Below are 13006 nucleotides of genomic sequence, written 5' to 3'. Positions count from 1 at the left end.
GGCTGGCGCCGTCCCCCGACGCCGCTGTCGAGCCGCTCCCGTCCGAGCCCCGGTCCGCCGTCGGCCGGGCATCCGCACTCGGGAGAGCCGGGCTCGTCGGGGCCGGGCTCGTCGGGGCCGGGCTCGTCGGGGCCGGGCTCGTCGGGGAAGGGGCCGTCGGGGAAGGGGCCGAGGGGGCAGGAGGCGGGGTCGTGGGGGATGCGGAGATGGTCGTGGTGGAGCCGACCGTGGCGGATCCGACGGTCGTCGCCGCCGAGCCGTCCCCCGCCGCGTCGACCGGCCCGTGAGCCGGACGGATCGGCGAGGCCATCAGCCCGTCCGACGGGTGCCACCGGACGTCGCTCCCGCGGCGCCACCGCCGTCGTCAGGAGCGGATGACCCGGTGGCTGCAGGCTCCTCGCCGGCCTTCTGCGTCGCGCTGCCCTTCGCCCCGACCCTGCTCGTGGCCGTCTTCGCCGCCGAGTCCCTGGCGGTGGTGCCGGACTTGGCGGCCGTCTTCGCCGTCGTGGACTTCGCCGCGGTCGACTTTGCGGTCGTCGACTTTGCGGTCGTGGACTTTGCGGTCGTGGACTTTGCGGTCGTCGACTTTGCCGTCGTGGACTTTGCGGTCGTGGACTTCGCCGTCGTGGACTTCGCGGCGCCGCTCTTCGTAGCCGTCGTCTTCGCGGTGCCTCGGGCGGCTCGCTTCGCGGGAGCCGGACCGCGGGCCCGGCGGTCGGCGAGCAGCTCCGCGGCGCGCGCGTCCGTGATCGACTCGACGGCGTCGCCCTTGCGCAGACTCGCGTTGGTCTCGCCGTCGGTCACGTAGGGCCCGAACCGGCCCTCCCGGACGACCATCGGCTTGCCGCTGGCCGGATCGTTGCCGAGCTCGCGCAGCGGGGGGGTCTGGGCGGCCTGGCGGCGTCCGCGCGCCTTGGGCTGCGCGAGCAGCGCCAGTGCATCCTCGAGCGTCACCGTGAACAACTGATCCTCGGACTCCAGCGACCGGCTTTCGGTGCCCTTCTTCACGTAGGGGCCGTACCGCCCGTTCTGCGCGGTCACCTCCTCGCCGTCCGCACCGGCGCCCAGCGTCCGGGGCAGCGTCAGCAGCTTCACGGCGTCGTCGAGGGTCAGCGTCTCCAGCGACATCGTGCGCAGCAGGCTGGAGGTGCGCGGCGGGTCGGTGTCCGTGGTGACGTACGGGCCGAACCGGCCGGCCTTGGCCGTGATCGTCGCGCCGGTGGCGGTGTCCACCCCCAGCACCCGGTCGCCGCTCGGGGCGGCCAGCAGCTCCAGGGCGCGGGCCACGGTGAGCTCGTCCGGGGCCAGGTCGTCGGGCACGCTGGCCCGGCCCTCCCCGAGCTGGACGTAGGGGCCGTACCGCCCGACGCGCACCACGACCGTCGTGCCGTCGTCGGCCTCGCCGAGCGGGATCGAGTTCACCTCGCGGGCGTCGATCTCCCCGAGCCGCTCGCTGACGAGGTGCTTGAGCCCGGCCGCGGTGGCCGGATCGGTGCCGTCGCCGGTGCCGAAGTAGAAGCGGGTCAGCCAGTCGGTGGACGCTGAGGTTCCGGCCGCGATGTCGTCGAGGTCGTCCTCCATCGTCGCGGTGAACCGGTAGTCCACCAGCCGGCCGAAGTGGTCCTCCAGCAGGCCGACGACGGCGAAGGCGACGAAGCTCGGCACGAGCGCCGAGCCCTTCTTCCACACGTAGCCGCGGTCCTGGATCGTGCCGATGATCGAGGCGTACGTGGACGGCCGGCCGATCCCGAGCTCCTCGAGCGTCTTGACCAGGCTGGCCTCGGTGAAGCGGGCCGGCGGGCTGGTGGTGTGTCCGCGGGGAGTCAGCGAGCGGACCGCCAGCGGGTCGCCCTGCCGCACGTCGGGCAGGCGCCGCTCCCGGTCCTCCAGCTCCGCGTCGGGGTCGTCGGCGCCCTCGACGTAGGCGCGCAGGAAGCCGGGGAAGGTGATGACCTTGCCGGACGCCGAGAACTCCGCGTTCTCCCCGGCCGACGACGTGGCGCCGAGCCGGATCGTGGCGCTCGTGCCCCGGGCGTCGGCCATCTGGCTGGCGACGGTGCGCTGCCAGATCAGCTCGTAGAGCCGGTAGGAGTCGACGTCGAGCTCGCCGCGAACCTCGCCGGGGGTGCGGAAGTGGTCGCCGGCGGGCCGGATCGCCTCGTGTGCCTCCTGGGCGTTCTTGACCTTCTTGGTGTAGGTACGCGGGCTGGCCGGGACGTACTCCGGTCCGTAGAGACTCTCCGCCTGGCTGCGGGCGGCGGTGAGCGCCGTCTCGGACAGGTTCGTCGAGTCGGTGCGCATGTAGGTGATGTAGCCGTTCTCGTACAACCGCTGCGCGATCTGCATGGTGCGCTGGCTGGAGAACCGCAGCTTGCGGCCCGCCTCCTGCTGCAGCGTCGAGGTCATGAACGGCGGGTACGGCGAGCGGCGGTACGGCTTGGTCTCCACCGAGCGCACCGCGAACGCGGCCTGCGCCAACCGGTCGGTGAGGGCCTGCGCGCCCGCCTCGTCCAGCCGGGTCACGCCGGACGTGGTCAGCTCGCCGGTCGGGGCGAAGTCCCGGCCGGTGGCGATCCGGTTGCCGTCGAGAGCGACCAGCGTCGCCGGCAGCGGCGTGCGCTCCACGCCCGCGTCGGCCGCGGCCGCGTCGGCCCCGTCGCTTCCGGCCGGCCAGCCCTGGCGCGCGACCGTCGCGCCGAACAGGCCCTCGATGTTCCAGTACTCCGCGGCGCGGAACCGCATCCTGGCCCGCTCCCGCTCGACCAGGACCCGGGTCGCCACGCTCTGGACGCGGCCCGCCGACAGCCTCGGCATGACCTTCTTCCACAGCACGGGGGAGACCTCGTAGCCGTAGAGGCGATCCAGGATGCGCCGGGTCTCCTGCGCGTTGACCAGGTTCTCGTCGATCTCGCGGGGGTTGTCGACGGCGCGGCGGATCGCCTGCGGAGTGATCTCGTGGAACACCATCCGCTTCACCGGCACCGTCGGCTTGAGCGTCTGGAGCAGGTGCCAGGCGATCGCCTCGCCCTCCCGGTCCTCGTCCGTCGCGAGGTAGAGCTCGCTGGCTTCCTTCACCAACGCCTTGAGCTTGCTGACCTGCAGCTTCTTGTCCGGCGTCACCACGTAGAGCGGCTCGAAGTCGTTGTCGACGTCCACGCCGAGCCGGGCCCAGGGCTTGCCCTTGTGCGCGGCCGGGACATCGGCGGCGCTGCGCGGCAGATCGCGGATGTGGCCGATGCTCGACTCGACCTGCCAGCCCGGCCCGAGGTAGCCGGCGATGGTCTTCGCCTTGGCCGGGGACTCCACGATCACCAGGCGGGTGCCCGAGCCGGGGGTCGGTTCGGGCGCGGCACCGGTGGCGCCGCTCGAACCGGTCGTCGACCGGCCGGCCGCCCGGCGTCCCGGGGCGGCTCGGCCTGCGGCCGCCCGGCCGTTCGGACGCGTGGCGGGCACCTCGGTCGGGGCCGCGCTCGCGCTCGGGCTCGGCGTGGAGCCGGTCCCGGAGGGCTCGCCGGGCTCGGCGACCGGTGCGGCTGACCGCGCGGTCGTCCGTGTCGTCGTCTTCGTGCGCGGTGGCACTTCTCTCCTCGGTGCGGCGTGCTCGGTGCGATGACCGGTGGGCGAAGCGTAGGTCGACTCTCCGGAGCGTAGATCCCGGATATGGCGGATGTTGCTCGGGCGGAGCTCGGTGCTGGACCTGGCGTGGCCCGGCGAACGGTCGTCCGGCGGGCGCTGATCGGGCGAGCGGCGGCCGCCGGTGTGCAAGCGGTGCCTCGCAGCACCGTACGCCGCTGTCGGATTCCGCGGAGCTTCCCGTCCGGGTATGACCCCGGTAGCCCGACGCTTACCCATGGCTCACCCGATGACGCCTGAACGGCCCGACCGGGCCCGCACGAGGGTGCGCCATGGTGGTATGAAGCCGCGATCTCAGGCGCGTCGATGCTACGCCCGGTGACCGAGTCCGGATGCTCGTCTCGGCGCCCCGGCCGGGCCGGTGACCGGTCGCACGGCCGGGCCGGGATCACGATGTTCCGGGGCGGCCGGCGGGCACGGAGCGGATCTCGTGCCGGCCGGCCGGCGGGACCGGACTGCCGTCAGACGTTGATCTCCTGCGGGCTCGGGGTCGTCGGCTGCGCGACCGGCGGACTGCCGGAGATCATCGAGTTGCGCCGCTTGGACACGACGATCACCGCCACGATGACGGCGACCGCGGCGATGGCGATGCCGATGCGCAGCGGCGTGTTGCGGTCGGTGCCGACCGAGTACTTCACCACCGTCGGCGCGATCAGCAGGCTGACCAGGTTCATCACCTTGAGCAGCGGGTTGATGGACGGCCCGGCGGTGTCCTTGAACGGGTCGCCCACCGTGTCGCCGATCACCGTCGCGGCGTGGACCTCCGAGCCCTTCCCGCCGTAGTTTCCGTCCTCGACGAGCTTCTTCGCATTGTCCCACGCGCCGCCGGAGTTCGCCAGGAACACGGCCATCAGGACGCCGCCGGCGATGGCCCCACCGAGGAACGCCCCCAGGGGCGGGTAACCGAGGCCGAAGCCGACCGCGATCGGCGCGAGGACCGCCAGCGTCCCCGGGGTAATCAGTTCACGGAGCGAATCTCGGGTGCAGATGTCGACAACCGCGCCGTAGTCCGGCTTCTCGCTGCCAGTCATGATTCCGGGCCTGGTGCGGAACTGGTTGCGCACCTCCATCACGACTCGCCCGGCCGCCCGGCCCACCGCGTTGATGGCGAGCCCGGAGAACAGGAAGACGACGGCCGCGCCGATGACGAGCCCGACCAGCGCGTCGGGATACGCGATGTTCAGTCCGCCGACCGTCCCTCGGCCGGTCTCCGGGCGGGCACCGGCGTCCCCGAGAGCATTGGTGACCGTGTCGGTGAACGACCCGAACAGCGCGGTCGCGGCCAGGACGGCGGTGGCGATCGCGATGCCCTTCGTGATGGCCTTTGTGGTGTTGCCCACGGCGTCGAGCGAGGTCAGGATGGCGCCGCCCGCCTCGTCCATCTCCCCGGACATCTCGGCGATGCCTTGGGCGTTGTCGCTCACCGGACCGAAGGTGTCCATCGAGACGATGACGCCGACGGTGGTCAGCAGTCCGGTGCCTGCCAGCGCGACCGCGAACAGCGCGATCGTGACGCTGCCCGAACCGAGCAGGTAGGCCCCGAAGACCGCGGCCCCGATGAGCAGGGCGGAATAGACGGCGGATTCCAGGCCGACGCCGATGCCGGCGAGAATGTTCGTGGCCGGACCGGTGAGCGACGCCTGGGCCACGTCACGCACCGGCCGGCGGGTCGTCTCGGTGAAGTATCCCGTGAGCAACTGGATGGCCGCGGCGAGCGCGATGCCGATGAGAACGGCACTGATCGCGATGACCCGCGGATTGCCCGACTGGGTGCTGGCCTCGAGCCCCGGGAACCCGGCGAAGTCCGTCGGCAGATAGAGCACCGAAACGATCACCACGCCGATCGCCGACACCACCGCGGAGAGGAAGAAGCCGCGATTGATCGCGGCCATCCCGCTCCGATCGCCGGCCCGCGGCGATACCGCGAAGATGCCGATGACCGCCGTGACGACCCCGACGGCCGGGATCAGCAACGGGAACACCAGCCCCCGCTCGCCGAAGGCGCTCACCCCGAGGATCAGCGCGGCGACCAGGGTCACCGCGTAGGACTCGAACAGGTCCGCGGCCATCCCGGCGCAGTCGCCCACATTGTCGCCGACGTTGTCGGCGATCGTCGCCGCGTTACGCGGATCGTCCTCCGGAATTCCCTGCTCGACCTTTCCGACCAGGTCGGCTCCGACGTCCGCGGCCTTGGTGAAGATGCCACCGCCGACCCGCATGAACATCGCGAGCAGGGCGGCCCCGAAGCCGAATCCCTCCAGCACCTGCGGCGCGGTGTCCCGGAAGACGAGCACGACGACGGCGGCGCCGAGCAGGCCGAGACCGACCGTGAACATGCCCACGACGCCGCCCGTCCGGAAGGCGATGCGGACCGCGGCCTTCTCACCACGGCTCATCGCCGCGGCCGCCGTGCGGGTGTTGGCCCTGGTCGCCAGCGACATCCCGACAAAGCCGACGAGCGCCGAGAACAGGGCGCCGACGACGAAGAAGACCGACCGGCCGATCTTGGCGCCGGTATCGTCGGCCGGAAGGAGTAGGAGGACAAAGGGAATGACGACGACAAAGCCGGCCAACGTCTTGAACTGCCGTCTGAGGTAGGCGGCCGCGCCTTCCTGGACCGCCTGTCCGACCTCCACCATCCGCGCGGTTCCGGGGCTGGCGGCCAACACCTCCCGTACCAGGTAGCCGGCAACGAGCAGCGCGAGGGCTGCGATTATCGCCACACCGGCGACCAGGCCGAGGGCGTTGCCGCTAAGGTCGATTCCAGTGCCCTGGGACTGCAGGGCGCGGGTCGGGGACATGGCTCCTCCCGGTCTACTCCGTGCACCCTCCGCGCGTGTCGATGGCTCATCGGTGCCGGTTCCGGCGGCACCTGGGCATGGAGACGGTGGCGGTCGGGCGCCGCATCTGGCGACGCCCGGAGTGAGATCGGCCGGATTCGTCCCGAATTCGACGCTTTCCGGCAGGCCTCACGGGGAGCACAAGGGGATCTCCGACGGATGAATCAACCGTCCGCGAGATGCGGCGGAGTCTATCCACACGACTGTGACGTGCGCTGCTTTTTCTGCGGCCACCTGCCGAGTCGGCTGCGTTCGAATATTCGGTGCCAGGTTGCGCGTTTGTTCCTATTCATCCCGGTAAAGGGTGAAACATGCCCGCGAGAACCGGGCGGTGGGAACATCCAGACCGAAGAACACACGGTCGCCGCCGGACAGGCGGAGACCCGAACGCCCGTGGCGCGGGGGGAGGAGCGGCACCCGTCCCCACGCCGCACCACGGAGCGGGAGCCCGCCCGAAGCCCACGCCGACCACGGCGTGGCAGACGGGAAACTCCACCCATCAGCTTCCGGGTGGAGAGGAGGTCAACGGGCCGTCTTGTAGGGCGCGGCCTCGACGTCGACGCCCGTGTGCCAGGTCATCGCCACGACGGTACCCACCCCGTCGGGTCCGCGGCTGATCTCGACCTCGTCGACCAGTCCCTCGATGAGGGCGAGCCCGAGGCCCGGCGGGAACCCCGCGCTGTCCTCGGCCGAGTCGTCGTCGGACGGCTCGGACCACCAGGGCGGGTCGGCGGCCTCGGGTTCGAGGTCCAGCAGCGTGGAGGCGGTGACGAGGCCGCCGTCGGGACCCGGCGCGACCTCGTCACCGGTGCGCCCACAGTCCGCGACAGTGATGGTGAAGGTGTCGGGCGTGTCGATGAGCGCGACATGCACCGGCGCCTGCGGCGCATGCCGGCGGTTCACCCGCACCGCGCGGGCGCATGCCTCCGTGACCGCAAGTTTGATCTCGTCGGCGGCTCCGGCGGGAACCCCGGCCCGGCGGCTGACCGCTGTGGCGATCATCCGCGCCGTGCGGACATGTCCGTTCAGGGCGGCGAACCGCAGCTCAACGGTGGGCATACGGCGGTGCCTGCCTTTCCGAAGGCGTGATGTCCGGCTCACTCACTCGCTGGCGGCGAGCGCTTCCTCAATGGAGGAATGGATCGGGAAGACCTTGGTGAGACCCGTGATCCGGAAGATCTTGAGGATGCGTTCCTGGGTGCAGACCAGCCGCAGGGAACCCTCGTGCGCGCGCACCCGCTTGAGGCCGCCGACCAGGACTCCGAGGCCGGTCGAGTCGAGGAACTCGACGCCCTCCATGTCGACGACCAGGTGGTAAGAGCCCCCGGAAACAAGATCAATGAGCTGCTCGCGCAGCTTCGGTGCGGTGTACACGTCGATCTCGCCGCCCACCACGACGACCGTGTGGTTGCCTTCCTGGCGAGTCGTGAGGGACAGGTCCACGGATCCTCCTTGGGTGCCTCCGGCCGTCCCGCGCTTCGGGCGACCGACATCACGGCGCCATTACCCTCCCACGAGGAGGATCAATCCGGTGGGCCGCGACACAGATCGCGGTGCCCCGGTATTTCGGCGGCGTGGTCGATGACGTCTGCTGGAATCTATCCCTGATCTTGTCCAGGCGGGGCTGGTCGGCCGCGTCGAGTCGCGGTTGCGGGACGGGNGGTCCGTCGGGTGGTGGCCCGTGGATCGCCCATCGTCCTGTCGTCGGCGGTACCGCGGCGCATATCCTCGTCGGTCGTGGGTTCGCCGGCGGACAGCGGCGGCGCGGACACGGTCCTCGCCGGGCTTCGCCGCGACGCGCGGCGGGCGCAGTGCATGACGCACGTCGAGCCGGTTGCCGCCCGGCCGGGGCGGCGGGCGTCCTGGCCGGAGTGGGTCGACCCGGTGCTGCGCGGGCGGTGGGTCGCCGCCGGGATCGACGAACCGTGGACGCACCAGGCGGCCGCGGCCGAAGCCGCCCATGCCGGCCGCAGCGTCGTGCTGGCCACCGGCACGGCCTCCGGGAAGTCGCTGGGATACCTGATGCCGGTCCTGTCGCGGCTGCTCACGCAGCCTGGCGCCCGCGCGCTCTACCTGTCGCCGACGAAGGCGCTCGCCCATGATCAGCTTCGGGCGGTGCGGGCGCTGCGGCTCACCGGGGTCCGGGCCGCCACCTACGACGGTGACACGCCGGCGGCCGAGCGGGACTGGGTCCGGGCCCACGCCGGCCTCGTCCTGACCAATCCCGACATGCTCCATCGCGGGATCCTGCCCCAACACCGGCGGTGGGCGCGGTTCCTTCGGGGCCTGCGGTTCGTCGTGATCGACGAATGCCATGGCTACCGCGGCGTGTTCGGCGCGCACGTCGCCGCGGTGATCCGGCGGCTGCGGCGGGTCTGCGCGCGTTACGGGTCGCAGCCGGTGTTCCTGCTGGCGTCCGCCACCACCGCCGACCCGGGGCTGTCGGCCGGGCGGCTCACCGGCGTCGACGTCGAGGTGATCGACGACGACGGCGCACCCCGAGGCCCGATGGACTTCGTGCTCTACGAGCCCCCGCTGCTGTGGCGACGGCAGGCCGAGCGCGAGGGGGGCGGTGCCCCTGGCGAGCCGCGCGGTGCCGGTGAGAACGGCGCGCCGGTCCGGCGGTCGGTCACCGCGGAGTCGGCTGACCTGCTCGCCGATCTCGTCGCCGACGGCGTGCGCACCCTGGTGTTCGTCCGGTCCCGGCGGTCGGCGGAGGTCGTGGCGGTCACCGCCCGTCGCGAGCTGGGTCAGATCGGTTCGGACCTGGCGGACCGGGTGGCGGCCTACCGGGCCGGCTACCTGCCGGAAGAGCGCCGCGAGCTGGAACGGCGGCTGCGCGCGGGGGACCTGCTCGGAGTCGCGACGACGTCGGCGCTGGAGCTCGGGGTGGACATCAGCGGCCTGGACGCCACCGTCACCGCCGGCTTTCCGGGCACCCTCGCCTCGCTGTGGCAGCAGGCCGGCCGGGCCGGCCGGGACGGGCAGCGGTCGCTGGCGGTGCTGGTCGCGCGGGACGATCCGCTCGACACGTACCTTGTCCACCATCCGGAGGCGGTGTTCGGCCGGTCGGTGGAGGCCTGTGTCTTCGACCCGGACAACCCCTACGTGCTCGCCCCGCAGCTGGAGTGCGCCGCTGCCGAGCTGCCGCTCACCGAAGCGGACCTGGGCCTGTTCGGCCCGGCGGCGGCGCGCGTCGTCGACGACCTGGTCCGCCGCGGGCGGCTGCGCCGCCGGCCCACCGGCTGGTTCTGGACCCAGCGGGGCCGCCCGGAGGTGGACATCCGGGGGGCCGGGGGCCCTCCGGTCCGCATCGTCGAGACGTCCACCGGGCGCCTGCTGGGCACGGTCGACGCGGCCGCCGCGCACTCCGCGGTGCACCCCGGTGCGGTCTACCTCCATCAGGGCTCGAGCTTCGTCGTGGACGACCTGGACCTGCCCGAATCCGTGGCGTTCGTCCACGAGGAGTCCCCGGAGTGGACGACGGTCGCGCGCGAGCATACCGACATCCGGATCGTCGAGTCGTCGCGATCGCGCGTCCTGCCCGACGTGGAGGTGCACCTCGGGGTGGTCGAGGTCACCAGTCAGGTCGTCGGCTACCAGCGACGGCTCGTCGCGACCGGCGAGGTGCTCGGCCAGGAGCCGCTGGACCTGCCGCCGAGGCAGTTGCGAACCCGCGCCGTCTGGTACGTCGTCACCGACGGCCTGCTCGCGGGCGCCGCCATCGAGTCCGCGGATGTGCCCGGCGCGGTGCACGCCGCCGAGCATGCGGCCATCGGCCTGCTTCCGCTGTTTGCCACCTGCGATCGCTGGGACATCGGTGGGGTGTCGACCGCCCTGCATCCGGACACGGGCCGGACAAGCGTGTTCGTCTACGACGGCCACGCCGGCGGCGCGGGATTCGCCGAACGGGGATTCCTGCGCATCGGGGACTGGCTGGCCGCCACCCGGGACGCCATCGGCGCGTGCGAATGCCCGGCCGGCTGCCCGTCCTGCGTGCAGTCGCCGAAATGCGGCAACGGCAACGAGCCGCTCGACAAGGCCGCCGCCTGGCGCCTTCTCACCGCGGTGACCGGTGCGGTCGGCTGAACCGCGGATCACACTGCGCCCGTGCGGTTCCGCCATGACCAAAGACGGGTAGGCCGAGCCCATCGGCTCTTCGCGGCCAGTTTCGCCCACGTCCATGGTTCTGGAGGTACCGGTGGTAACCGTCGGTGTCGTGTTGTTGCTGGTAGCGGGGGTCTTCACCGCCGATCTGGTGCTGGAGAACGACGGCCACACAGATGTGATGATCATGGGGCAGTCCCTCTCCTTCGATATCTGGGGCCTGTTCGTGCTAGGTCTCGCCGCCGGGGTGCTGGTCGTCGCGGGGGTGCAGTTGACCCTGCAGGGCCTGGCACGGGACCGGCACCGCCGGCGGGTCGAGCGGCAGCGGGCGCGCGAGCTGGCGGCGATCCGCACGGCTCCGGCGCCTTCCGCACCGGTGCCGGCCGGCGCTGCACCGTCCGCGCCCGCGGCGACGCGCCCGGCCGCCGGGCGCCCCGACGAGCGGACCCCCGACGGACCCCGGCGGACTCGCCCCACCCTCGCCAAGCGCCCCACCCTCGCCAAGCGCCCCACCCTCGCCAAGAGCCCCACTCCGGCGAAGCAGCCCGCCGCCGAGGCTCGCCCGGCTTCCGAGGCTCGCCCGGCTTCCGAGGCTCGCCCGGTCTTCGAGCCCCGGCCGGCCGCGGAGACTGTCCCTGCGCATGGCGCAGACACCTCGCCCACCTGGTCCGGCGACGTCCGGCAGACCGCGCCGGTGCGGTCCGCCGTGCGCGTCCCCACCCCGCCGACGCCGCCGGCCTCGGACAACCCGGCGACCGATCCGCCGTCCGCCGGGTCCAGCGCGCCGCTGCGGACGAACACCCATCCGCGACGCGGCGACCGGATCGTGGCCCGCGTCGCGGACCTGGGCCGACGGGAGACCCGCGACCAGGACTCGGCCGACCAGACCGTTGAGGACGGAGCGGGGGCCCGCTCCTGACCAATCGCTTTCTGGGACGTCGACAGGCAGGTGCCCGCCGTGCCGACCCGGGGGGCGGCCCGGCCGTGGACGTGCTGCTGCACTCGGAGACAGTGGTCAGGAGGGGGAAGCCGGCGGGGTGGATGCCGGGGTGTGGTCGGGCGCTTGCGCCTGCGCGACAATGATCGTGATTGCCGTGCCGCGGGCGACGACGCCCCCCCGGGGCTGCTGGGAGACGACCGTCCCCGGTGCCTCGCTTCCCGGCCGGGGCTCCTCGACGACGTCGAGACCGAGGCCGCGCAGCGTCTCCGTGGCCGTGGCGCGATCCTGACCGACGACGTCGGGCACCGTGACCTGGCGGCTCACCACGGTGATCGTGACCGTCGTTCCGTAGGCGACCTGAGTGTTGCCCGGCGGTTGCACCTTCGCGACCAGACCCGGCCCCACGCCCGAGGGACCGGAGTCCGTCCGGGTCACCACGGTCAGCCCGGCGGTCTCCAGGCTGGACCGTGCGTCTACCTCTGACCAGCCGACGACGTTGGTGATCGTGGTGTGCCCCGGGCCGGTCGACACATCGATCCGTAGGGCCGCGTTCCGGCTCGCCCGGGTGCCGCTGGTCGGGTCGACCGCGAGGACGATGTCCGCAGGCTGGTCAGCGGACCGGTAACTTCTGGTGATGTTCGTGAACCCGGCGGTGCGCAGTTCCTGCTCCGCCGCGTCGGCACCGCGTCCCACGATGTCGGGGATGGTGGTCGGGTCGTCCTGATCGTCCGGCCCGGCGCCCGGCGTGACGACCTGGGGGATCGTGACCTGCGCGTTCGTCGGCCCGGTCGAGACGACCAACGTCACCGTGGTGGATGCGTCGGCCCGCGACCCGCTCACCGGATTCACGGAGAGGACGCTGTCGCGCGGGTGGGCGTCGGCGCGCGTCTCCTCCCGGATGGCACGGAACCCGGCCGCGCGCAGTCGGGTCGCCGCCTCGTGGAACGGGAGCCCGATCAGATCGTCCGGAACAGTGGTGTCCGTCTGCCTGGATGTCCCGGCGGCGGTCCGGTCATGCCCGTCCGCCTGGACGACGAGCCAGGCACCGAGCAGGGTGACCAGTACGCCGAGCGCCACGGCGACAAGCACCCGCGTGGACGCGAAGGCCCTACGGACGGGCGGTGTGGCCTCGGCGGGTGCCGAGCGCTCAGGTCGCGGCGCGGCGGACTCCGGATGCGGTGGGACGGCCCGCGGGTCGGGTACCTGCGAGGGCTCCAGGAGCTCCTGAAGGCCCGGGAGCGCCGCGTCCGTGACGAGGCGCTCCAGCGCGGTCAGGTCCGGGCCCACCGTGGCGGGGCTGCCGGCCTGTGCCGCGCTGTCCTGTGCGGCGCTGTCCTGTGCGGCGCTGTCCTGTGCGGCGCTGTCCTGTGCGGCGCTGTCCTGTGCGGCGCTGTCCTGTGCGGCGCTGTCCTGTGCGGCGCTGTCCTGTGCGGCGCTGTCCTGTGCCGCGCCGGCAGGCGGAGGTACCGCGGCGCCGAGGGTGACC

General features: G+C 72.5%; 7 protein-coding genes and 1 pseudogene. 3 read left to right on the top strand and 5 right to left on the bottom strand.

All coding sequences use genetic code 11. The annotated features are described in order from the left end of the window. Positions 1-309: 309 nt before the first annotated feature. From topA to FF36_RS05660, 4 genes are all read right to left on the bottom strand, one after another. The gene (topA, locus tag FF36_RS05675) at positions 310-3579 is read right to left on the bottom strand and encodes a type I DNA topoisomerase (protein WP_044883917.1); all 3270 of its coding nucleotides are present in this window, start codon (positions 3577-3579) and stop codon (positions 310-312) included. Between the two features lie 515 nt (positions 3580-4094). Beyond that, positions 4095-6434, bottom strand: a complete 2340-nt coding sequence (locus FF36_RS05670; protein WP_044883916.1) for a sodium-translocating pyrophosphatase — start codon at positions 6432-6434, stop codon at positions 4095-4097. A 561-nt stretch (positions 6435-6995) separates the two neighbouring features. Beyond that, positions 6996-7532, bottom strand: a complete 537-nt coding sequence (locus FF36_RS05665; protein WP_044883915.1) for an ATP-binding protein — start codon at positions 7530-7532, stop codon at positions 6996-6998. 42 nt (positions 7533-7574) lie between these two features. After that, positions 7575-7916 (bottom strand): STAS domain-containing protein, encoded by a 342-nt coding sequence (locus FF36_RS05660; protein ID WP_009741728.1) that lies wholly within the window; start codon positions 7914-7916, stop codon positions 7575-7577. 294 nt (positions 7917-8210) lie between these two features. Between FF36_RS05660 and FF36_RS05655 the strand changes: the two genes are divergently transcribed. Further along, positions 8211-10562, top strand: coding sequence for a DEAD/DEAH box helicase (locus FF36_RS05655; RefSeq protein WP_044884007.1), 2352 nt, complete (start codon positions 8211-8213; stop codon positions 10560-10562). 112 nt (positions 10563-10674) lie between these two features. Next, positions 10675-11499, top strand: a complete 825-nt coding sequence (locus FF36_RS05650; RefSeq protein WP_128423262.1) for a hypothetical protein — start codon at positions 10675-10677, stop codon at positions 11497-11499. A 96-nt stretch (positions 11500-11595) separates the two neighbouring features. On the opposite strand, the gene FF36_RS41420 is transcribed toward FF36_RS05650, so the two are convergent. After that, the gene (locus FF36_RS41420; protein ID WP_479686777.1) at positions 11596-12597 is read right to left on the bottom strand and encodes a PASTA domain-containing protein; all 1002 of its coding nucleotides are present in this window, start codon (positions 12595-12597) and stop codon (positions 11596-11598) included. On the opposite strand from FF36_RS41420, the pseudogene FF36_RS41415 reads away from it, so the two are divergent. Further along, positions 12535-12882 (top strand): annotated as a pseudogene (locus FF36_RS41415) (hypothetical protein); the annotation flags it as partial. The gene FF36_RS41420 and the pseudogene FF36_RS41415 sit on opposite strands and share 63 nt — an antisense overlap. Between the last annotated feature and the right edge of the window lie 124 nt (positions 12883-13006).

Source organism: Frankia torreyi (assembly GCF_000948395.1).
GTDB classification, from domain to species: Bacteria; Actinomycetota; Actinomycetes; order Frankiales; family Frankiaceae; genus Frankia; species Frankia torreyi.
Note: the sequence above shows the minus strand (reverse complement) of the source record. Positions and strands in the feature narration are given on the sequence as shown.

Excerpts from the sequence above, each read along its gene's own strand:
- FF36_RS05670 (WP_044883916.1), bottom strand. The coding sequence starts at position 6,434 with ATGTCCCCGACCCGCGCCCTGCAGTCCCAGGGCACTGGAATCGACCTT.
- FF36_RS05665 (WP_044883915.1), bottom strand. The coding sequence starts at position 7,532 with ATGCCCACCGTTGAGCTGCGGTTCGCCGCCCTGAACGGACATGTCCGC.